We start from the raw sequence: 21,955 nt of genomic DNA on the forward strand, positions 1-21,955 counted from the left end.
CTTTCTCCAAAGCCCCTCCCCTTTAGGAGTTCCGGGTCGGTCATGCCCCCGGCATGACCTGAACCGCACGGGGTGCGGTTCACCCGGAACTGGGTTGGGGTGGGGCAGTGCCTCAAGCGCCGGATTCGCGGATAGGCCCCACCCCCAACCCCTCCCCTAAAGGGGAGGGGCTTTGGAGTCGGGCCAACGCCCAGGCCGCTGCCTCAGCCACCACCGGATCGGCATCGTCCAGCAACGCCGCCACCGGTCCGACCAGCGCCCCCTCACCGCTATTCCCCGCCGCGATCAGCGCATTGCGCACCATGCGATTGCGGCCGATGCGCTTGATCGGCGAGCCCGAAAACACCGTACGAAACGCGGCATCGTCGAGCGCGAGCAGGTCGGCGAGCGACGGCGCCGCCAGTTCGGCGCGCGGCGCGAAGGCGAGGTTGGCGTGCGCTGCGTCGGCGAACTTGTTCCACGGGCACACCGCGAGACAATCGTCGCAACCATAGATGCGGTTGCCGATCGCGGCGCGGAATTCGAGCGGGATCGGCCCGGCATGCTCGATCGTCAGATAGGAGATGCAGCGCCGCGCATCGAGCCGGTAGGGCGCGGGAAAGGCGTCGGTCGGGCATGCCCGCTGGCACGCGTCGCACGAGCCGCACGCGTCGCGCCCCGGCGCATCGGGCGCCAGGTCGAGCGTGGTGTAAATGGCGCCGAGGAACAGCCAGCTGCCATGCGCGCGGCTGACGAGGTTGCTGTGCTTGCCCTGCCAGCCCAGCCCCGCCGCCTCGGCCAGCGGCTTTTCCATCACCGGCGCGGTGTCGACGAACACCTTGAGGTCGCCGCCGGCGCTCGCCACCAGCCAGCGCGCCAGTGCCTTGAGCGCGCGCTTGACCACGTCGTGATAATCCTGCCCCTGGGCATAGACCGAGATTCGCCCGCGATCGGGCACCGCGGCCAGCGCCAGCGGATCGCTCGCCGGGGCATAGCTCATGCCCAATGCGATCACGCTCTTCACCTCGCCCCACAGGCCGGTCGGGCTGGCGCGCTGCCCGGCGCGCGCCTCCATCCAGATCATGTCGCCGTGCATGCCCGCGTCGAGCCACTCCCGCAGCCGCTCGCCCGCCAGCGGCGCGGCATCGGCGCGCGCCACGCCGCACGCGGCAAAGCCGAGTTCGGCCGCTTTCGTGGCTAATGATGCCGCGAGTGACTTGTCTTGCTCCACCACCTCCCGCTACCACGCGACGGGCTTCCCGCCTGAGGAATTTTCGTTGCACGACCAACTCGCGATCAGCGCCACCGGGCTGATCAAGAATTTCAGCGGGCGACGCGTCGTCGACGGCGTCGACATCGCGGTGCCGACCGGCATGATCTACGGCGTGCTCGGCCCCAACGGGGCGGGCAAGACGACGACGCTGCGCATGCTGCTCGGCATCATCGAGCCCGATGGCGGCCAGCGCACGCTGCTCGGCACCGATCGCCCGCGCGAGGTCAGCGACCGCGTCGGTTATCTGCCCGAGGAGCGCGGACTTTATCCGGCGATGAAGGCGAAGGAGGCGATCGCCTTCATGGGCGCGCTGCGCGGCCTGCCGCTGCGCACCGGGCGCAAGCGCGCGGTCGAGCTGCTCGACGCCGCCGGGCTCGGCCATGCCGCCGACGACAAGATCCGCAAGCTCTCCAAGGGCATGGCACAGCTCGTCCAGCTGCTCGGCTCGATCGTGCATCAGCCCGAACTGCTCGTGCTCGACGAGCCCTTTTCGGGGCTCGATCCGGTCAACCAGGAACGGCTCGAGGCGCTGATCCTCGCCGAGCGCGACCGCGGCGCGACGATCGTGCTGTCGACGCATGTCATGGCGCATGCCGAGCGGCTGTGCGACCGGCTGGCGATCATCGCCAAGGGCCGGCGCCGTTTCGAGGGCACCGTCGCCGAGGCACGCGGCCTGCTGCCGATGCAGGCAACCTACACCCCGCGCAACGACGATGCGCATATCGCCGACTATCTGCCCGCCGGCGCGCAGCACCAGGGCGATGGCTGGCGCTTCACCGTCCCCGACGAAGGAACCGAACAGGTGCTGAGCAAGCTGATCGGCGCGGGTTACGGCATTTCCGGCCTGTCGATCGAGCGGCCCAGCCTGCACGACGCCTTCGTCAAGATCGTCGGCCGCGCCGCGCTGGAGGATCAGGCATGAGCCGCTTCACCACCCTCGTCCGCCAGACGCTGACCATCGCGCGACGCGATTTCGTCGCCACCGTGTTTACCCCGACCTTCCTGATCTTCCTGTTCGCGCCGGTGGTGATGGGGTCGTTCGGCGCGATCGGCGGCCTCGGTGCCAGCGCGGCCACCTCGGGATCGGGCGACAAGACGCGGATCGTCGCGCTGGTCGCCGGCAACGACGCGCGCACGATGATGGTCAACGATACGCAGCTGCGCCGCGTCTTCCGCGACGCCGGCGAGGCGCCGCCGTTGTTGCGGACCGACGCGCCAAGCGCCGACCCCGCCGTCCAGGCCCATGCGCTGATCGAGGATCGCGGCATCGATGTTGCGGCGGTGCTTTACGGGCCGCTCGACCATCCGCAGGTCGTATACACACCCAACAAGACGCGATCGGCGGCCTATCTCGCCCAGCTCGCCGAGCAGACGCTGCGCACCGCGCGCAGCGGCGGCGCGACCGCGCTGAGCAACGCGACGCTGACCGAAATCAAGCGCAATGCCCCGCGCATGCGCAGCGCCAAGGAATCGGGCTTCTTCGCGGTGTTCGCGATCTTCTTCCTCACGCTGCTGCTCGCCGGCCAGGTCGTCAGCGGCGTGGCCGAGGAACGCGGCAACAAGGTGATCGAGATCCTCGCCGCCGCCGTGCCGCTCGAATCGGTGTTCTTCGGCAAGCTGCTCGGCACCTTTGGCGTCGCGATACTGTTCCTCACCTTCTGGGGCACGCTGATCACGCAGATCACCACGCTGATGCCCGCCGGCATGGCGGCCGGGTTCGCCGCGCTCACCCCGGCGATGGGCATGCCGCTCTTCACCCTGCTGTTCCTCGCCTATTTCACCATGGCCTATATGCTGCTCGGCGCGGTGTTTCTCGGCGTCGGCGCGCAGGCGTCGAGCGTGCGCGAGATCCAGCTGTTGTCGCTGCCGATCACGCTGGTGCAGGTGTCGATGTTCGGGCTCGGCGCGGTCGCCATTTCACACCCCGGCAGCTGGATGGCCATCTTCGCCGAGGTCTTTCCGCTCAGCTCGCCCTATTACATGGCCGGCCGCGCGGCGCAGTCGGCCGAACTGTGGCCGCACCTAGCGGCGCTGGCATGGCAGGCGCTGTGGGTCGCGATCTTCGTCGCGGTCGGCGTCCGCGCCTTTCGCCGCGGCGTGCTGCAATCGGGCAGCGGTAAGTTCCGCTGGAAAGCGCTGATCGGTCGCAGCTGATACCCGCTTCGGCGACTCACCCGATATCCGTTGCGAAACGCTATTGACATAAGTGTCAGTTACCGCTTTTCTACGGCGAAAGGAGAGTGGACATGGCGACTCTGGCGCAGGAAGTGACGCACGATCAGACGGTCGATCCGTTCGATGTGAGCCGACCCGAGCTTTACACCGAGGACCGCTGGCAGGAGCCGTTCCGCCAGCTGCGCGAGACCTCGCCGGTGCATTATGTCCCCGAATCGGGCTTCGGCCCCTATTGGTCGGTGTCGAGCTACAAGCCGATCGTCGAGGTCGAATCGCTGCCCGATGTCTATTCGTCGCAGGCCGGCGGCATCACCATTGCCGATTTCATCGAGAATTCGACCTCCGACGTGCGCATGCCGATGTTCATCGCGATGGACCGGCCCAAGCATACCGGCCAGCGCCGCACCGTCGCCCCCGCCTTCACCCCCAGCGAGATGGTGCGGATGAGCGGCGACATCCGCCGCCGCACCGCCGAAATTCTCGACACGCTCGAATGGAACACCGAATTCGACTGGGTCGACAAGGTGTCGATCGAACTGACCACGCAGATGCTCGCCATCCTGTTCGACTTCCCGTGGGAGGACCGCCGCAAGCTGACCTTCTGGTCCGACTGGGCCGGCGATATCGAACTGGTCAAGACCGAGGAACTGCGGCTCGAGCGGCTCAAGCACATGTATGAGTGCGGCGCCTATTTCCAGGGCCTGTGGAACGCCAAGCTCGGCAAGCCGCCGACGCCCGACCTCATCTCGATGATGATGCACAGCGAAGCCATGGCCGAGATGGATCAGATGGAGTTTCTCGGCAACCTCATCCTGCTGATCGTCGGCGGCAACGACACGACGCGCAACTCGATGACGGCGGCGGTCTACGGCCTCGACAAATTCCCCGACCAGCGGACCAAGCTCGAAGGCGATCCGTCGTTGATCGGCAATGCCGTGCAGGACATCATCCGCTGGCAGACTCCGCTCGCCCATATGCGCCGCACCGCGACGCAGGACACGGTCCTCGAAGGCCAGCAGATCAAGGCCGGCGACAAGCTCGCTCTGTGGTACATCTCGGCCAATCGCGACGCGAGCGTGTTTGGCGAAGACGCCGACAAGATCGTCGTCGACCGCCCCAATGCCCGCCGTCACCTTGCCTTCGGCCACGGCATCCATCGCTGCGTCGGCGCGCGACTGGCCGAACTGCAAATCGCGACGCTGCTCGAGGAAATGAGCAAGCGCCGCATGCGCGTCAACGTGCTGCGCGAGCCCGATCGCGTCGCCGGCTGCTTCGTCCACGGTTATCGCAAGCTGCCGGTCGAAATCACCAAATACTGAGGTTGCGGGTTTCCGCCCGCTACCGCGCGCGGGAGAGGGATTATACCAAATCCCAGCCGGCATAACTCTATTAAGCCCCTCCCCTTTAGGGGAGGGGTAGGGGGTGGGGCAGTGCCGCAAGCACGGCGTTTGGGGTGAGGCCCCACCCCAACCCCTCCCCTGAAGGGAGGGGCTAAAGGTGCCGATCCGTGAACTGAGCGCTTAGTTCGGCTTGTCGACCGTCTCGACCTTCAGCGACTCGCCGGCACCGGAGCAGTCGCCCTGTTCGCGCGCCGTCACGGCTACGGGCTTCTTGCGCCCCATCGTCCAGTTGGCCTGCAACCGCACGCGCGGATTGGGGGCGCACCAGATCTCGCCGGTGTCGTTGATCGCCGTGACCCAGATCAGGTTATGCTCCTGACCATAGTCGATCACTGCGAAGGCGAAGCCGGCGCCCTTGTCGAGCACATGGACCGGGATGGGTGGTTCAAGCTGTTGAAACATACGGCATGAATTCGCGAGACGCGTCGCGGTTCCCGGGGCCTTTGACCGGCGATCGCATCCTGACGCCGTAACCGATCGTAGCTATAGGCCGAACAGGCTCAAAAGGACCGATTGATGACCCCCGACCGCCGCACCTTCCTGACCTTCGCCACCACCGGCACCGTCGCCTTCGCGCTGTTCGGCTGCCGCGATGCCAGCGCCCGCGCGCCCGAGCACTTCGCGGTGACGCTGACCGACGCGCAGTGGAAGAAGAAGCTGTCGCCCGCCGCCTATGAGGTGCTGCGCCACGAGGACACCGAGCGACCCGGATCGAGCCCGCTGCTCAACGAGCATCGCGCGGGCACCTTCGCCTGCGCCGGCTGCGCGCTGCCGAACTTCTCGTCGCGTACCAAGTTCGAGAGCGGCACCGGCTGGCCGAGCTTCTACGCGCCGCTGAAGGGCGCTGTCGCCACGCGCAAGGACGGCTCGCTCGGCTTCACGCGGACAGAGGTGCATTGCTCGCGCTGCGGGGGGCATCTCGGCCATGTCTTCGACGATGGCCCGCAGCCGACCGGGCTGCGCTATTGCATGAACGGCGTCGCGCTGAGCTTCAAACCCGGCGCGGCGTAACGATCAGAAAGCGGCGCTGTCGCCGTTCGAGGTGTCGGCGCTGGCCAGCGTCATCGGGGCGAGCGGCGCCTGGTCGTCGTTGTTGCGATCGGCATAGATGAAACCGTTGGCGGCATAGGCGCTGGTGCCGAGGCCACCGACCGGGCCGTACCACACCTTGACGCGGCTCCAGTCGCCGGCTTCCGACACGTCGACCGCGCGGACATTGGTCTCGACGCCGCCGCGGCGCGACCAGTTGGCATGCGTCAGGAGCACTTCGCGGTCGTTGATCACGTCGCTGACCATCGCGACATGGCCCATCGGCATGCGGCCGCTGGCGGCGAAGGCAAGGACGGCGCCGACGCGCGGGGTATGGCCGCGACCGTAATGGCCGGCAGCCTGGCTCCACCAGGTATTGGCGTTGCCGTGAATGTCGATGCCCGAAATCTGCCGCGCATAAGGCGCACACTGCCAGAACTGCGCCATGGCGGGGGTTGCCGTCATCAGGCCGCAGGAAACCAGCAGCGCGAATCGCGCTGTGACAGACTTGAAATTCATGTGACCCCCAAGGCCCCCGAACGATTGCTGATATGGTGGTTATAGACGGGTGCGCCGCCTGCAAACCCCGCCAACCGTTCGTCGGGAACCTTTCGGGACGAACCGTGTTTACACACCGACCAACCGACGAAACCCGCCGGTCGCTGCATGCTGCGTCGCAGCAAAAACTACGGAATCGCCCCTTCCATCGCGACATCGATCCGCGCGGCAGCATGTTTTAGGCGCGCCTCGTGCTCGGCGCGGCCGAACGGGAAGAAGGCGTAGAACAGCGCAGCGCCGCCATAGAAGATCAGCATCGTGACGATGAAGCAGATCGTCATGCGGTCGATCGTGCCGACCGACACCGTGCCCGGCGCCGCCGACTGCGGGAAGGAAGCGAGGCTGAGAATCTGCCCGGCAAAGAAGATGCCGAGCCCGCCGCACAGCTTCTGGACGAAGAACCCGCCGGCATAGAACACGCCTTCGGAACGCCGCCCGGTGCGCATCTCCGATTCCTCGACGACATCGGCGAGCATCGCCGCCCCGAGAATGAACGCGGCGACGCCGACCGCCGTCTGGAGCGCCCAGATCGTCAGCAGGATCGGTAGCGTCATCGGCATACGCGGCTCGGGGAACCAGCCGAGCAGACGCAGCACATAGGGCGAGATCAGCAAGACGACATTGACCGCCGACAACCACGCTCCGGCGCGCGCCTTGTTGCCGCCGCGCGTCAGGGCTGGCGCGATGAAGAAGGCGATTCCCGCGCCGACCATCAACGCGAGCGGCAGCAACACATAATCACCCCCGGCGAGCCGCCACACGAACTGATAGTTGTAGTTCGACAGCGCGAAGGAAATGCCCTGCGCGGTATAGGCGCACAGCCCCGCCGCCATCAGAATGAGGAAGCCCTTGTTGGCGATCGTCCGGCCGAACATGCCGAAATGGTCGTGCAGGCTGCCGCCGCGCGGCGGCGCCGGCGGCAGTCGCCCGATCTCATGGTGCAGCCCGATCGACGAGCTGACGATCGACACCGCCATCAGCACTGCCGCCAGCCCCGCCATGGCGCGATAACCATCGCCATTGGTCAGCCCGTTGGCATGCGCCGCGTCGGGGCGCAGGAACACGGTATAGGCGAGGAACAGCATCACCAGCCCGCCGCCCCAGCCGAACAGATAGCGGTAGGAGAACAGCCGCGTCCGCTCGTCATAGTCGGAGGTCAGTTCGGGCCCGAGCGCCGATGATGGAATCTCGAAGGTCGACAGCGCGACGCGCACCATCAGCGCGGTCGCGAAGACGTAGAGCAGCAACGGCCCCTGTTCCCAGTGCGGCGGGTTCCACAGCAACCACCAGCCGAGCGCGACCGGAATCGCCGAGGCGTACATCCAGGGATGGCGCCGCCCCCATTTCCCGCGCGTATGATCCGACAGATACCCGACCAGCGGATCGACGAACGCCTCGACGATCAGCGCCGCGCCGACCGCCAGCCCGACCGCTGCCGATGGCAGCCCGATCACCTGGTTGTAGAACAGCAGCAGGAAGGTCGCGAAGCCGCTATCCTTGATGCCATAGGCGATCGACCCGACCCCGAACGACCAGCGGCTGCGCGCACCCAGCTGGCGGGCCGGCGGCACGGCGAGCGGCGCGGCGCTCATCCGGCGATGCCGTCGAGCACCGAGAACAGGCTCGGCTGCGTGTCGTCCCAGCTCGCGCGCGTGCCGACCAGCATCCCGCCATCGACGAGGATATGCGTGCCGGTGATGAACCCGGCATCCTCGCTGGCGAGGAACGCCACTGCCGCCGCGATGTCCTCGGGCCGTCCGGCGCGCTGCACCGGCTGCGCATTGGCCGCGACGCCGGCGATTGCCGCATCCGCCATCGCCTGCTTCTCGGCATCGAGATCGAACGATGCGGTGAAGATGCCCGTGGTAATGAAGCCCGGCACCACCGCATTGACGCGAATCCGGTGCTTGGCGAGATCGGCCGCGGCGACCCGCGTCAGGTGAAGCACCCCGGCCTTGGCGACCGAATAGGCGGTCGGCGCGTAGCCGCTGCCCAGCGCCGAGACGCTCGAGGTGTTGACGATCGCCCCACCGCCGCGCTTCGCCATCAGCGGCGCGGCATAGCGGATGCCGAGCGCGACCGAGCGCAGCAGCAGCGCCTGGGTGCGGTCCCAATCCTCCGGCGAGATCGCATCGATCCGCTCGCGCGACCCACCCGCCCCGGCATTGTTGAACAATATGTCGATCCCGCCGGCGGCATCGGCCGCCTCGATCAGCGCGGCGATGTCGCCCGCCTCGCACACATCGGTGCGCCGGAAATGCACCCGCCCGTTCGAGGTCTCGGCGATCGCCTGGCCGCCTTCCGCGTCGATGTCGCCGATCCACACCTCGGCACCCTCGTCGACCAGCCGCTGCACCGTCGCCCGGCCGATTCCCGAGGCGCCGCCGGTCACCACGGCACGCTTGCCCGCAAAACGCATCACACTCTCCAATTTCGTTTTGACGTCCATAGTATGGGGTTGAGCCCCGTCAATCGCGCGTCTTTCGAATTTTAGGTTTGCAGGTGCTTGCCCGACGCGACGCCACTGACTAACCCTCGCAGCGACGACAAACCCCGTGCAGGAAAAGCGAGCGGACGCCATGGCACTCGACCCAGAAACCTTCGATGCGCTGATCGACACCGTGCGCCGCTTCGTCGCGGAGCGACTCCGCCCGCTCGAGGCGCAGGTCGAGGCCGATGACGCGATTCCCGCCGAGATCGTCGCCGAGATGCGCGACATGGGGCTGTTCGGCCTGTCGATCGCCGAGGAATATGGCGGGCTTGGCCTCACCATGTACGAGGAGGCGCGGATCGGCATCGAGATGGGCCGCACCACCCCCGCCTTCCGCTCGACCTTCGGCACCAATGTCGGCATCGGCAGCCAGGGACTGGTGATGGCCGGCACGCCCGAACAAAAGGCGCAATGGTTGCCGCGCATCGCCAGCGGCGAGATCATCACCAGCTTCGCGCTGACCGAGCCCGATGTCGGCAGCGATTCGGGCAGCGTGAAGACCCGCGCGGTCAAGGACGGCGACGTCTACCGCCTCACCGGCACCAAGCGCTACATCACCAATGCCGACAAGGCCGACCTGTTCACCGTCATGGCGCGCACCGGGCCGGAAGCCGGGGCGCACGGCGTCTCGGCCTTCCTCGTGCCGCGCGACCTGCCGGGGCTGTCGATCGGCGAGCCCGAAAAGAAGATGGGGCAAAAGGGCGCCAAGGTCGCCGACGTCAATTTCGACGACGTGGCGGTCCCTGCCGCCAATCGGCTCGGCGCGGAAGGCGAAGGCTTCAAGATCGCGATGCGCGTGCTCGATCGCGGCCGGCTGCATATCGCCTCGGTGTGCATTGGCGTCGCCGAGCGGCTGATCGCCGATTGCGTCGGCTATGCCACGACGCGCAGCCAGTTCGGCAAACCGATCGCCGAGCATCAGCTGATCCAGGGCATGATCGCCGACAGCAAGACCGAAGCGCTCGCCGCCCGCGCGCTCGTGCTCGAAACCGCGCATGCCAAGGACGCCGGCAAGGACGTGGTGATGGAATCGGCGGCGGCGAAATATTATGCCAGCGAGATGGTCGGCCGCGTCGCCGATCGCGCGGTGCAGATCTATGGCGGTGCCGGCTATATCGCCGATTACGGCATCGAGCGGCTCTATCGCGACGTCCGCCTGTTCCGCATTTACGAAGGCACCAGCCAGATCCAGCAGATCATCATCGCCCGCGAAACGATCAAACGCGGGGGGTGACAATTAGCCCCCTCCCGCAAGCGGGAGGGGGTTGGGGGTGGGCACCCGCCCTCGACAATCGGCAGCATATGCGGAGAGCGGGAGCCCACCCCCTGCCCCTCCCGCAAGCGGGAGGGGTGAGGAGAAAAAGTATGGACACCACCAACCTGTTCCGCCTCGACGGTCGCGTCGCCCTCGTCACCGGCGGCAGCCGCGGCATCGGCAAGATGATCGCCGCCGGCTTCATCGCGCAGGGCGCCAAGGTCTATATCTCGTCGCGCAAGGCCGCTGCGTGCGAGGAGACCGCCGCCGAGCTCGGCCCCAATTGCATCGCCCTGCCGCAGGACGTTTCCAGCGTCGCCGGCTGCACCGCGCTGGCCGAGCAATTTGCCCAGCACGAGTCGAAGCTCGACATCCTCGTCAACAATGCCGGCGCCGCCTGGGGCGTGCCGTTCGAGGAATTCTCCGAAATCGGCTGGGACAAGGTCATGGACCTCAACGTCAAGTCGCCCTTCTTCCTGACGCAGAAGCTGCACGGCGCGCTCAAGGCCGCCGCCAGCCACCAGCGCCCGGCCAAGGTGATCAACATCACCTCGATCGACGGCCTGCGCCTCAACCCGTGGGAGACCTATAGCTACCACGCCTCGAAATCGGCGCTGATCTACCTGACCAAGCGCATGGCCGCGCGGCTGATCAAGGATTCGATCAACGTCACCTCGATCGCACCGGGCGCCTTTGCCAGCGAGATGAACCGCGCCGCACGCGACCATGGCGACGAGGTCGCCAAGAGCATCCCGTCGCGCCGCATCGGCGACGCCGAGGACATGGCCGGCACCGCGATCTTCCTCGCCAGCCGCGCGGGTGACTATATCGTCGGCGACACGATCGTCTGCGATGGCGGCTTGGTGAACGCGTCGCTGGGCACCTCGATCGACGCGTAAAGCCCTTCTCCCTTCACCTTGAGGGGAGACGCTAAGATCTGCGCCGCAACCGGGAGCATCGTGAGATTAACCTGAACCGTTCGTGCTGAGCTTGTCGAAGCACTGTTCTTTCTTGCCACGGTTGCAAGGAACAACAGCCCCCTTCGACTGCCTGCCAAGGCAGGCGCTCAGGACAGGCTTCGACAAGCTCAGGGCGAACGGAAATTATCTTGTGATCCAGGTTTAAGGCCCGATCCTAGGTCGTCGCGTCCGCCGCAACCCCCACCGGATGATGCGGCACCAGCACCATCGTCTGCCCCTCGACGCGCCACGATTTGAGCCGCGACAGGAAGTTCATCCCGATCACGTCCATGTCGCCGAACGCCGGCGACACCACCACCGGCAGGTCGCGCGCCACGACATTGCCGATCCGCACCTCGGGGACGGTCGCGGTCTGCGCGTTGACCGCACCGTTGGCGGTCCGCACCACCATCGGGAAGGGCGCGTCGTCGGGGAACAGTCCGGCCTGCTCGGCCGTGTCGCTCGAGATCGCGGTGACCGTCGCGCCGCTGTCGACCAGCATGCGCCGCTCGATCTTGCCGATGCGCACGCGCACCCAGAAATGCCCGTCGCTCGCCATCGGCACACGCAATTCCTTGCCGACCGCCTCCTGCTCGCGCTCGCCGATGTGAAAGGTCTGCGCGATCCGCGCGAACGCCGGGTCGAAACGCGCGCGCTGCCCGACCAGCAGCACGACGAACCCCAGCGACGCGATCATGATCGCGAACGATACGAAGCGGCCGACGATCGGCACGCGCTGCAGCATCGCCACCACCAGCACGGCGATCGCCACCAGCAGGATCAACGTCGCATGAGCGCTGAGATAGTCGAGCATGGAGGCAATATTGGTGCGACCAAGCTGTATACAAGCTGACCGATCGCAGACTGCGACGACACGTCACGTATCGGCGTCTCACAATCGGTTCACGCGGAGGCGCGGAGACGCGGAGCTGTTGCGAGCGCCAACAATGCAAAACCCTCCACCGTGCAACGCGCACGGCGCGATGAGTTGGCGCGACGCCACCCGGCGCGCAACACCCTCCGCGCCTCCGCGCCTCCGCGCGAACAAATCTTCTTCTTGATCGGAGGCGGACCGAGCGCGTGCTGCTCGCCCCCTCCACCGCTTCGCGGTCCCCCTCCCCGTTCCGGGGAGGAGCTGGCGTCACCGCGCGATACCCCCTGCCGCCAGCACCGCCAGCGTCACCAGTTCGCCGGCGGTCGAGGTCATCGGTGCGATCTGCACGGGCTTCTCCATGCCGACCAGCATCGGCCCGATCACCGCGTCGCCGCCCAGCTCGCGCAGCAGCTTGGCCGAGATGTTGGCGCTCTGCAGCCCCGGCATGATCAGCACATTGGCCGGCCCCGACAACCGCGCGAAGGGATAATTGGCGAGCTGCTTGGGGTTGAGCGCAACGTCGGGCGCCATCTCGCCCTCATATTCGAAGCTGACCTTGCGCCGGTCGAGCACGCACACCGCCTCGCGCAGATTCTCCAGCCACTTGCCTTCCGGGTTGCCGAAGGTCGAATAGCTCAGGAACGCCACGCGCGGCTCGTGCCCCATGCGCCGCGCCACCGCCGCGGTGCCCTCGGCGATGTCGGCCAGTTCCTCGGCGCTCGGCCGCTCGTTGATCGTCGTGTCGGCGAGGAACACGGTGTGCGCCTTGCCGACCATCAGATGGATGCCGAACGCCGTGCGCCCGGCAATCGGGTCGATCACCTTGCGCACCTCGCGCATCGTATGCGCATAGGTCCGGGTGATGCCGGTGATCATCGCATCGGCCTCGCCGAGCTGGAGCAGCACCGCGCCGAAGATGTTGCGGTCCTGGTTGATCATCCGCTCGCAGTCGCGCCGCAGGAAGCCGCGCCGCTGCAGCCGCTCGTAGAGAAAGTCGACCATCTTCGGCACCAGCGTCGAGGTACGACTGTTGTGCAGCTCGTAATTTTCGGGGTCGGTCACGCCGAGCGCGCGCAGCCGATCGGGCACGTCGTCGCGCCCGACCAGCACCGGCGTGCCGTAACCGCCATCGCGGAAGGCGATCGCCGCGCGCAGCACCACTTCCTCCTCGCCTTCCGCGAACAGCACGCGCTTGGGGTGCGCGCGCGCGCCATCATAAGCGAGGCTCAGCACCGAAGTCGTCGGGTTCAATCGCGCGCGCAGCTCGTGGCGATAGGCCGCCATGTCGAGGATCGGCTTGGTCGCCACCCCCGAATCCATCGCCGCCTTGGCGACGGCGGCGGGGATCAGCTCCATCAGCCGCGGGTCGAACGGCGCCGGGATGATATATTCCGGCCCGAAGGTGTAACGCACGCCATAAGCCAGCGCGACCTCCTCCGGCACCTGCTCGCGCGCCAGCTCGGCAATGGCGTTGGCGGCGGCAATCTTCATCGCATCGTTGATCCCCGTTGCACGAACGTCGAGCGCACCCCGGAAAATAAAGGGGAATCCGAGAACATTGTTGACCTGGTTGGGATAATCCGACCGCCCCGTCGCGATGATCGCATCCGGCCGCGCCGCCTTGGCCAGCTCGGGCAGGATCTCCGGGGTCGGGTTGGCCATCGCGAAGATGATCGGCGCCTTGGCCATCTTCATCACCATCTCGGGCTTGAGCGCGCCCGCCGCCGACAGGCCGAGGAACACGTCCGCGCCGTCGAGCGCCTCTTCCAACGTGCGCTTGTCGGTCTTCGCGGCATGCGCCGACTTCCATTGGTCCATGCCCTCTTCGCGGCCCTGATAGATCACGCCCTGGCGGTCGCACATGATGACGTTCTCGTGGCGCACGCCCATCGCCTTCATCAGCTCGGTGCAGGCGATCGCCGCCGCGCCCGCGCCATTGACCGCGACCTTGATATCCTTGAGCTGGCGCCCGGTAAGCAAGCAGGCATTGATGAGGCCCGCGGCGGTAATGATCGCGGTGCCATGCTGGTCGTCATGAAAGACCGGGATATTCATGCGCTCGCGCAGCGTCTGCTCGATGATGAAGCATTCCGGCGCCTTGATGTCCTCGAGGTTGATCCCGCCGAAACTCGGTTCCATCAGCTCGACCGCGTCGATGAAGCGCGCGACATCCTCGGTCTTCAGCTCGATGTCGATCGCGTCGACATCGGCGAAGCGCTTGAACAGCACCGCCTTGCCTTCCATCACCGGCTTGGCGGCGAGCGCGCCGAGATTGCCCATGCCGAGGATCGCCGTGCCGTTGGAGATCACTGCGACGAGATTGCCCTTGGCGGTATAGTCGTACGCCGTGGCGGGGTCGTCGGCGATCGCCTGCACCGGCGCCGCGACGCCGGGCGAATAGGCCAAGGCGAGGTCGCGCTGCGTCGCCATCGGCTTCGACGCGATGATCTCGATCTTGCCCGGCCGACCCTCGGAGTGAAACAGCAGGGCTTCGCGATCGAGCTGGGCGTTGGATTCGTCGGACATCGGGGGGGAACCTCTCGTTTGGCAGTGCCCTTACGGAATGTGGCGCGGCGCGTCACCCCGCTTGTGGTGTAAGTGCCTGCCGGGCGAATTGACGCCCGGTCCGCGCGGCAAGTGCCGCCGTAACGGATCGCGCCGTTCGATCGCGTGCTCGCGAGGCGCGACGACGGCCTGGAATAGGCTGGCGCTGGCGGCGGCGGGCGCGCACGGCCCCGCAATTTTTACTTCGTGCAACACCGCCATTTTCTGCCACCATGTACCTGACATTCCGTCATTCCATACAGGGCGACTCATGGCCGGCACGCTTCCCCGCAAGATCATCCTCGCCGCGACGCTGGCGCTGCTCCCGGCGCCCGCGCTGGCGGCATGCAGCGTCGCGCAAATCGCCGCGTTCAAGGTGACGATGAACGGTCTCTCGCCGACGATCGAGACCCGCATCAACGGCAAGGACGCGCGCTTCATCGTCGATAGCGGCGCCTTTTACAGTTTCATTTCGCCGGGCAGCGCCACCGAGCTCGGCCTGCACCTCAGCGCCGCGCCCGATGGCTACTATGTCAGCGGCGTCGGCGGCAAAGCCAAGATCAAGATCGCGACGGTCAGCGAGTTCGGGCTCGCCGGCGCCAGCATCAAGGACATCCAGTTCATCGTCGGCGGCAGCGAGTTCGGCGCCACCGGGCTGCTCGGCCAGAACGTACTGGGTTACGCCGATGTCGAATATGATTTCGCGCAGGGTGACGTGCGGCTGATGCGCTCGAAGGACTGCGCGCATTCCCACCTCGCCTATTGGCATGGCGACAAGCCCTGGTCGACATTGGAGACCCTGCCGCGTACCCCGCTCGAGCCGCACACCGTCGCCTGGGTGACGCTCAACGGCGCGCGAATCCGCGCGTTGTTCGATACCGGCGCGCCGGTCACCATGCTGTCGCTCGCCGCCGCCGCGCGCGCCGGCATCACACCCGACAGCCCCGGGGTCGTCGATGCCGGCGAAAGCAGCGGGATCGGCCGGCGTGTCGTGCGGACCTGGATCGCGCCCTTCGCCAGCCTCAAGCTCGGCGACGATGAGCAGATCCAGCGCATCAAGCTGCGCATCGGCCGCCTCGAGCAGGGCCCCATCGACATGCTGATCGGTGCCGATTTCTTCCTCTCGCACCGCGTCTATGTCGACAACAGGCAGAATCGCATGTTCATCACTTTCAACGGCGGCAAGGTGTTCGACCTCAGCGTGCAGGAAAGCGCGGCGGCGACCGCGTCGGTCGGCACGACGCCTGCCGCCGCGACCGGCGGCCCTGCACCGAGCGATGCCGACGGCTTCGCCCGCCGCGCCGCCGCGCTCGCCGCGCGTCGCCAATATGCCCAGGCGATCGCCGATTATGGCCGCGCCATCGCGCTCGCGCCGGGCGATGCGCGCTATCCGCTGCAGCGCGCGCTGGCGCGCCTCGGCAGCGGCGATCACGACGCGGCGGGCGCCGATCTCGATCTCGCGGTCAAGCTCGATCCCGCCGCGGTCGACGCCCGCATCGCCCGCGCCGGTTATCATGCCCGCGACGACGACCACGCACCGAGCCGCGCCGATGCCGATGCCGCCGACCGCGTGCTCGCCCCCTCGGCCGATCGCCGCTACGAGCTCGCCGACATCTATGGCGCGATCGACGCCTTCGACGCGGCCGTGGCGCAATATGACCTGTGGATTCGCGCCCATCCCGACGACAGCCGCCGTGGCGAGACGCTCAACGGCCGCTGCTGGACGCGCGCCGAGGCGGGCCGCGAGCTCGACAAGGCGCTCGACGATTGCAACGCCGCCTTGCGCCTGCGCCCCGGCGCCGCCGACATTCTCGACAGCCGCGGCCTCGTCCAGCTGCGCCTCGGCAATCTCGACCGCGCGATCGCCGATTACGACGCCGCGCTGGCCAGAAACCCCGACATGGCCTGGTCGCATTATGGCCGCGGGCTGGCGAAGCAGCGCAAGGGCCTCAAGGACGAAGGCGCCGCCGACCTCGCTGCGGCGGTGAAGCTCGACGCCAAGCTGCCGGAGCGCGCGCGCAAGCTCGGCGTAGCGCCCTGAGCGACCGGCGGCAGCGCCATTTCGCAATCTAGACCCGTTGACTCAGACCGATGTCAGCCCTGCTTCAAATCGCTGAGCGTCCCCCCTGGCCGGGTGAGCGCCAGCCGCCAAAGGCGATGCACCAGAACAGGATCAGGCCGGCCGGCGGAAACAGCGCGAGAAACGCCAGCCCCCTGGGCCAGCCAATCCGGCCGAGGATCTGAAAGAGCGGTACGATCCAGATCGCGGTGACGGCGATGTAGATCAGCCAATGGACGATCGAAAACGAACCCATCATCGCTCTCCTTCAAAAACGCCCGGCGAAGATCGCCGCACGCTGAACATCCCCAACAACCCCGTGCTCCTGCGCACGCAGGAGCCCAGGTTTCCAGACGCGCCGCCCGCGGCCCTGGGTTCCTGCGTACGCAGGAACACCCAAGATCATAAACGCGGCCGCCCTACCCAATCACGCTCGCAAAGTACCGCGACACCACGCCGCCAGCACGTAGAACGGCCCGCTACTGCCCCGACCCCCGCCACAAAACCCTCCGCGCCTCCGCGCCTCCGCGCGAACAAACCCTCTTCTTCTTCCGCCCGCCCCCCTACGCCTTCACCCCAGCCACGTACCGCGAAACCTCCCCCGCCAGCACATCGAGCGGCACATTGCCCCCCTCGACCACTGCCTGGTTGAAATCGCGCAAATCGAACCGCGCCCCCAGCGCCGCCTTGGCCCGCGCGCGCTGCGCGTTGATCTCAATGTGCCCCAGCTTGTACCCACACGCCTGCCCCGGCCACGCACAGTACCGGTCAACCTCGCTCGCCGCATTGCTCGGCGGCAGCCCCGTCGCCGCGACGAATTCGGCCAGCGCCTGTTCGCGCGTCCAGCCCAGCGCGTGGATGCCGGTATCGACCACCAGCCGCACCGCGCGCCACGACAGCCCCATCAGATAACCAAGCCGCCCGGCGGGATCATCGTCATACAGGCCGAGCTCATCGGCGAGTTGCTCGGCGTACAGCGCCCAGCCTTCCGAATAGGCGTTGAACGCCAGGATCGAGCGGATCAGCGGCAGTTGCTGCGCATAGTCGCCCTGCCAGACATGCCCGGGAATGCCCTCGTGAAACACCAGGTCGGGGATCGTCACGCGGTTGTGGATGCTCGGGTCGCCGAGATTGACCCAGATCCGCCCCGGGATCGACCCATCGAGCGCCCCCGGCCCGCCATAGGCCGCCGGCGCGCCCGGCTCCTGCGCCAGCGGCATGCGGCGGATCTCGAGATCGCCCTTGACCAGCCGGCGGAACGCCTGGGGCAGGCGCGGCCGGATCGCGTCGATCCGCCCCTGCATATAGGCGATAATCTGCCGCCGCCCCTCATCGTCATTGGCAAAGCCGATCCCGGGCCGCTGCTGCAACGCCGCCGCGCGCTCGGCGACGCTGCCCTTCGTTAGCCCAAATCCCTTGAGGATGGTGTCCATCCGCGCCTGCAGCTCGATCAGCTGCGCGCGGCCCAGCGCATGGATCTCGGCCGGCGACCGCGTCGTCGTCGTCCCCGCGCGTAGCCCCCAGGCATACCATTCGGGGCCATGCGGCCGCGTCAGCAGCCCCGCCGCGTCGCTCGCGACCTTGCGCTGCAGCTTCAGTTCGTCGAGCTGCCGCATCATCGCCGGCGCAACGCGCGCGCGGACGATCTGCGAGGCGCGCGGCACCCAGTCGCCCGTCATGCCGCCAAGCTTGCGCACCAGCGGCCCGAGCAGCGGCCCGCCGATCAGCGCCGCCGAGATGATGCTGCCCGTCATGCCCTTGATCGTCTTGTCGAGCAGGAAGGCCGGCGGCACCAGCCCGGCCCGGCGCGCCGCGGCGATGCGCTGCGTCTCGCCGTCGAGCTGCCCCGCCATCGCCGCCAGCCGCGCGAGATAGGCTTCCGCATCGGCGGCGTTCTTCACCGGCTGGTCGCCATCGAGCAGCTGCGGCACGTCGAGCCACGCGCCGACATTCTGGATCACGCCATAAGGCGTGTTGCGCCAGCTGCCGATCGTCGCCACGCCATAAGGCAGCGCCATCCCCTCGGCCGCGGTGCGAAACGCGCTCTCGGCGACGGCAAGGCTGGTCCGCGTGGCGGGGTCGAGCAAACCGGCGACCGGCAGCCGCGCCAGCTCATCGAGCGCACCCGCCAGAAAGGTCCGCTTCGCCGCGACGCCTGCGGGGGAGCGATCGTCGAGCCGCCCGCGAAGGGTGGCGTGGGGGCCGGTGTCGAGGCCCAGGCGGGTTGCCTCGCCGGGGTCGAGTTCGAGCAGGTGCCAGGCGAGGCTGTCTAGGAGGGCGGCGGCGGGGGTGGTCGTTGCGGTGGTGGCGCGGGCGGGTAGTGCTGTGGTAGCGGCTACGGCGGCAAGGCCTGCCAGCGTCTCGCGGCGAGAGAGGGAGGGCGTGTCCATCGCGAAGAGATGACGGGTGCGGTGTCGCACGTCAAACACTGGTCGCATTGTCGAATCGCGTCGCAACTAAAAAGAGCCAGTTTACGAGTTGCTCGTTTGGTTGCGCTTTCAGGCATTCCAACATAAAACGCTTCGTGGTGCGGGCAGGGCGCCCTTAAAACGGCGCCAGCTCACTTAGTGGGCTGTTCTTGTAAGTCGGGGAAATCTCAGCCTTGGCTTTCTTCGTAAGAGTAAAAAGATGCTTCCAATCCTTCGTGCCCGCACCACACCAAGGAGCATCAAATGAGCGACACGCAAAAAATATCGCGTATTTGGCTCACCTACAAAGCTCGAATTAATTCGGAGCGAAGATTTAGAAGGTATGCGCTACTGAGTCACCTCGGGCTCAGCTGGTACGCATTTCTTTCAATAGTTTTCAGTATTTATCAGGGAAGCGTCGCCACGAAAATAGGTGAATCTTCGGCTTCTCAGACCTCGCTCATTATATCTGTGCTAACATTCGGTTTATCTCTCGTCATTTATGGCTTTAAGTTTGATGACGTGGCGAACCAACATCGTGACTGCTACTTGCGCATGCAGGCGATATATAAGTCACAATGCGACGCGCAAACAAAGCTAAATCAATATCATGACCTTCTTATTCATTACCCTAATCACTCAACCAGCGACTATGATAACCTTCTCTTCGATGCCTGGAAACGCGGAGACGCGATTTCGAACGAGGACGGTAAAATTACACTAGGCACGTACGTCGTTGTCGTAGGCTCAATGAGATTATTATTAAATTTTCTCTTATCTGTGATTTTATTCTTATTTCCGCTGGCAATTTGGCTCTGGTTCAACTGGCACTGAGCGATGGAAATTTCCCAAACTGGTCACTTTGACCACCGTCACTTGAAAAATCTGTTCGAAACGCGTGTGATTAAATCACAAGCTGTCGGACTCGACGGCACTCGTTTAAAAGTATTTGGCAGAAATCTGGACGAGGAAACTAACTTAATATCAAGAAAGGTGTTGGCATCGACCTATCGATTCACGCCTTACAGGGAAAAACTCATATCGCGGGGATCAGACCGCCTTCCTCGGCAAATTTCAATTCCGACCGTCAGAGACCGTTTGGCGCTCCGTGCCGCTTGCAACTCCCTGTCGGCGCTCGCTCCCGCTTCCCGAACCCTGCCTCCACACCGCTACATAAAATCGATTTCCGATTTAATCCGAGGCTCAACCGAGCCGCTGTCATTCCTCCGCGTCGATGTGAGAGATTTTTTTCCCAACATCGACCATACCCTGTTGACAGAACAGTTGAAAAATATCGGCGTCGAGCGATTTCTGTTAGACTTTATGCAAAAAGCCCTAAGCAACCCTACCGGCTTCACGAAGCAATCGTCGCCACGAACCGTCGGCATCCCGCAAGGATTAAGTGTCTCCAGTATACTTTCTTCAATATATATGATTGAATTTGACCGCACACAAATTGCCCTTGGAACGTATCACCGATACGTTGACGATATTCTTATTGTATGCCCATCGCGAGAATTAAAAAATCGCTACATTTCTGTTCATGATGGCCTATCAAAGCTCATGCTGACTCCACACGCCATGGGCCGAAGTGGTAAAACCGAAGAGAAGCGTATTTCGGATGGTATAGATTATATTGGATATCACCTTACCCCTCTCAAGACATCTGTTCGCGATTCTTCCTACAACCGTATGTTTGCCAACTTATCCAAGGTATTCACATTTTATAAGTATAAGCGAAATTACAATCAATTTATTTTTAAATTAAATTTAAGAATAACTGGATGCATTGTAGATGGGAAACGCAAAGGATGGCTTATGTTTTTCTCACAAACCGAAGATATGTCGCAACTTAGATTTCTCGATGATTTTGTTAAATTGCAAATTGCGCGAGTTGGGGTTCCATATGATAAAGAACCTCCGTGTCGGTTTATAAAAACTTATTACGAGATAAGATATAAAGGGGAATCATCTAACTACATTCCAAATTTTGACGCGTTTTCTCTTGAGCAACAATATGAGTTAATATCTTCAATTACTGGTGCCAGTATGGAGGAGCTTGCATCAAGGTCAATTGAGATAACCGATACTGAGTTTAAAACTATCGTTGCGCGAGAAGTCGCAGATCTTGAGCAGGATTTATTGGATTCTTTCTCCTAGGGCGGTGATCGGCGATTCCCCGTGATCCGGTGATTCCGTGACACGAGCAATAACCTCCGAACTCGCGTCGCACCAAACGCGGCGCAAAGCCGCACAGGCGATTACTGTGCCACGTGCAATAACCCCCGAACTCACGTCGCATCAAACGCTGCGCAAAGCCCCGCAGGTTGACCGCTTCGGGCAGTTGCGACATTTTGCCCGCATGAGGTTATCCGGCTTTCCAAGAATTGCCGTCGATCCCGCGATATGCGGCGGCAGGCCTGTCATTGCGGGCACGCGGGTGCGGGTAACCGACATATTGGAGATGCTCGCCGGTGGCGCGAGCACCGCCGAAATCGTCGCAGACTTTCCGTATCTGGTTGAGGAAGACGTGCGCGCCGCACTTTCCTACGCGGCGGCGGCGGCGGATCACCCGATCGTCCTCGCCGCCGAATGACCTTCCTCGTCGATGCGCAACTCCCGCCGGCGCCATGCCGGTGGATCGACGCGCGCGGTGAAACGGCACAGCATGTCAGTGAGATCGGTCTTGGGGCGGCAAGCGACGCAGCCATCGCCGCATATGCTGAAACGGGCGGCATGATCCTGGTCACGAAAGACGAGGATTTCGTCGTACTGCGCCTGCCCGATCGCTTCGCGCTCATATGGCTGAGCTGCGGCAACGCGACAAAAAATTGCGCACTGGCACGTGGCTGGAACCGCGCTCGGGCAAAAATCCGCGCTGCTCCCATTCGGTGAGCGCTTCATCGAAACGCCGTGAGCAATGCGGCTGCGGCGAGAGTTTAGTGCACCGG

The 21,955-nt window shown here is 65.0% G+C and carries 20 protein-coding genes; 11 read left to right on the top strand and 9 right to left on the bottom strand.

The window, feature by feature from the left end; translation table 11 throughout:
- Nucleotides 1-112: 112 nt before the first annotated feature.
- Nucleotides 113-1,210, bottom strand: a complete 1,098-nt coding sequence (queG, locus tag U1839_RS17465; protein WP_443030633.1) for a tRNA epoxyqueuosine(34) reductase QueG — start codon at nt 1,208-1,210, stop codon at nt 113-115.
- A 46-nt stretch (nt 1,211-1,256) separates the two neighbouring features.
- Here queG and U1839_RS17470 point away from each other — a divergent pair, with 46 nt between their 5' ends.
- From U1839_RS17470 to U1839_RS17480, 3 genes are all read left to right on the top strand, one after another.
- Nucleotides 1,257-2,174 carry an ABC transporter ATP-binding protein gene (locus U1839_RS17470; protein WP_332804867.1) on the top strand — a complete coding sequence of 306 codons (918 nt, stop codon included), beginning with the start codon at nt 1,257-1,259 and terminating at the stop codon, nt 2,172-2,174.
- Nucleotides 2,171-3,406 (top strand): ABC transporter permease, encoded by a 1,236-nt coding sequence (locus U1839_RS17475; RefSeq protein WP_332804868.1) that lies wholly within the window; start codon nt 2,171-2,173, stop codon nt 3,404-3,406. The genes U1839_RS17470 and U1839_RS17475 overlap by 4 nt, the downstream gene beginning before the upstream one ends.
- 92 nt (nt 3,407-3,498) lie before the next feature.
- Nucleotides 3,499-4,746, top strand: coding sequence for a cytochrome P450 (locus tag U1839_RS17480; RefSeq protein ID WP_332804869.1), 1,248 nt, complete (start codon nt 3,499-3,501; stop codon nt 4,744-4,746).
- A gap of 201 nt (nt 4,747-4,947) precedes the next feature.
- On the opposite strand, the gene U1839_RS17485 is transcribed toward U1839_RS17480, so the two are convergent.
- Nucleotides 4,948-5,229: a hypothetical protein gene (locus tag U1839_RS17485; protein WP_332804870.1), complete on the bottom strand. Its 282-nt coding sequence runs from the start codon at nt 5,227-5,229 to the stop codon at nt 4,948-4,950.
- A gap of 114 nt (nt 5,230-5,343) precedes the next feature.
- Between U1839_RS17485 and msrB the strand changes: the two genes are divergently transcribed.
- Nucleotides 5,344-5,838 (top strand): peptide-methionine (R)-S-oxide reductase MsrB, encoded by a 495-nt coding sequence (gene msrB / locus U1839_RS17490; RefSeq protein ID WP_332804871.1) that lies wholly within the window; start codon nt 5,344-5,346, stop codon nt 5,836-5,838.
- A 3-nt stretch (nt 5,839-5,841) separates the two neighbouring features.
- Here msrB and U1839_RS17495 read toward each other — a convergent pair whose 3' ends face one another.
- From U1839_RS17495 to U1839_RS17505, 3 genes are all read right to left on the bottom strand, one after another.
- Nucleotides 5,842-6,375, bottom strand: coding sequence for a CHAP domain-containing protein (locus tag U1839_RS17495; protein ID WP_332804872.1), 534 nt, complete (start codon nt 6,373-6,375; stop codon nt 5,842-5,844).
- 167 nt (nt 6,376-6,542) lie between these two features.
- The gene (locus U1839_RS17500; RefSeq protein WP_332804873.1) at nt 6,543-8,006 is read right to left on the bottom strand and encodes an MFS transporter; all 1,464 of its coding nucleotides are present in this window, start codon (nt 8,004-8,006) and stop codon (nt 6,543-6,545) included.
- On the bottom strand, nt 8,003-8,833 hold the full coding sequence (locus tag U1839_RS17505; protein WP_332804874.1) for an SDR family NAD(P)-dependent oxidoreductase: 831 nt from the start codon (nt 8,831-8,833) through the stop codon (nt 8,003-8,005). Before U1839_RS17505 ends, U1839_RS17500 begins: the two co-directional genes overlap by 4 nt.
- A 160-nt stretch (nt 8,834-8,993) precedes the next feature.
- On the opposite strand from U1839_RS17505, the gene U1839_RS17510 reads away from it, so the two are divergent.
- Together U1839_RS17510 and U1839_RS17515 are read left to right on the top strand one after the other, a co-directional pair.
- A complete protein-coding gene (locus U1839_RS17510; RefSeq protein WP_332804875.1) occupies nt 8,994-10,139 on the top strand; it encodes an acyl-CoA dehydrogenase family protein in 1,146 nt (381 codons plus the stop codon).
- Between the two features lie 131 nt (nt 10,140-10,270).
- Nucleotides 10,271-11,059 (top strand): SDR family oxidoreductase, encoded by a 789-nt coding sequence (locus tag U1839_RS17515; RefSeq protein ID WP_332804876.1) that lies wholly within the window; start codon nt 10,271-10,273, stop codon nt 11,057-11,059.
- Between the two features lie 235 nt (nt 11,060-11,294).
- Here the strand turns inward: U1839_RS17515 and U1839_RS17520 are convergent, their stop codons facing one another.
- Together U1839_RS17520 and U1839_RS17525 are read right to left on the bottom strand one after the other, a co-directional pair.
- Complete coding sequence (locus tag U1839_RS17520; RefSeq protein ID WP_332804877.1) at nt 11,295-11,933, bottom strand: retropepsin-like aspartic protease family protein; 639 nt, start codon at nt 11,931-11,933, stop codon at nt 11,295-11,297.
- A 327-nt stretch (nt 11,934-12,260) separates the two neighbouring features.
- Nucleotides 12,261-14,519 carry an NADP-dependent malic enzyme gene (locus tag U1839_RS17525; RefSeq protein WP_332804878.1) on the bottom strand — a complete coding sequence of 753 codons (2,259 nt, stop codon included), beginning with the start codon at nt 14,517-14,519 and terminating at the stop codon, nt 12,261-12,263.
- A gap of 289 nt (nt 14,520-14,808) precedes the next feature.
- Here U1839_RS17525 and U1839_RS17530 point away from each other — a divergent pair, with 289 nt between their 5' ends.
- On the top strand, nt 14,809-16,578 hold the full coding sequence (locus U1839_RS17530; RefSeq protein WP_332804879.1) for an aspartyl protease family protein: 1,770 nt from the start codon (nt 14,809-14,811) through the stop codon (nt 16,576-16,578).
- Nucleotides 16,579-16,642: 64 nt separating this feature from the next.
- Here the strand turns inward: U1839_RS17530 and U1839_RS17535 are convergent, their stop codons facing one another.
- Complete coding sequence (locus tag U1839_RS17535) at nt 16,643-16,852, bottom strand: Sec-independent protein translocase family protein (RefSeq protein ID WP_332804880.1); 210 nt, start codon at nt 16,850-16,852, stop codon at nt 16,643-16,645.
- A 307-nt stretch (nt 16,853-17,159) separates the two neighbouring features.
- Nucleotides 17,160-18,986: a DUF885 domain-containing protein gene (locus U1839_RS17540; protein ID WP_332804881.1), complete on the bottom strand. Its 1,827-nt coding sequence runs from the start codon at nt 18,984-18,986 to the stop codon at nt 17,160-17,162.
- Nucleotides 18,987-19,268: 282 nt separating this feature from the next.
- Between U1839_RS17540 and U1839_RS17545 the strand changes: the two genes are divergently transcribed.
- The 4 genes from U1839_RS17545 to U1839_RS17560 all read left to right on the top strand — a co-directional run bounded on the left by U1839_RS17545 (nt 19,269) and on the right by U1839_RS17560 (nt 21,899).
- The gene (locus tag U1839_RS17545; RefSeq protein WP_332804882.1) at nt 19,269-19,838 is read left to right on the top strand and encodes an SLATT domain-containing protein; all 570 of its coding nucleotides are present in this window, start codon (nt 19,269-19,271) and stop codon (nt 19,836-19,838) included.
- Between the two features lie 3 nt (nt 19,839-19,841).
- On the top strand, nt 19,842-21,164 hold the full coding sequence (locus U1839_RS17550) for a reverse transcriptase domain-containing protein (protein ID WP_332804883.1): 1,323 nt from the start codon (nt 19,842-19,844) through the stop codon (nt 21,162-21,164).
- A gap of 106 nt (nt 21,165-21,270) precedes the next feature.
- The gene (locus U1839_RS17555) at nt 21,271-21,600 is read left to right on the top strand and encodes a DUF433 domain-containing protein (RefSeq protein ID WP_332804884.1); all 330 of its coding nucleotides are present in this window, start codon (nt 21,271-21,273) and stop codon (nt 21,598-21,600) included.
- A complete protein-coding gene (locus U1839_RS17560) occupies nt 21,597-21,899 on the top strand; it encodes a DUF5615 family PIN-like protein (RefSeq protein WP_332804885.1) in 303 nt (100 codons plus the stop codon). Before U1839_RS17555 ends, U1839_RS17560 begins: the two co-directional genes overlap by 4 nt.
- Nucleotides 21,900-21,955 lie beyond the last annotated feature (56 nt).

Origin of the sequence: Parasphingomonas halimpatiens (assembly GCF_036663795.1) — a bacterium.
GTDB lineage: Bacteria > Pseudomonadota > Alphaproteobacteria > Sphingomonadales > Sphingomonadaceae > Sphingomonas.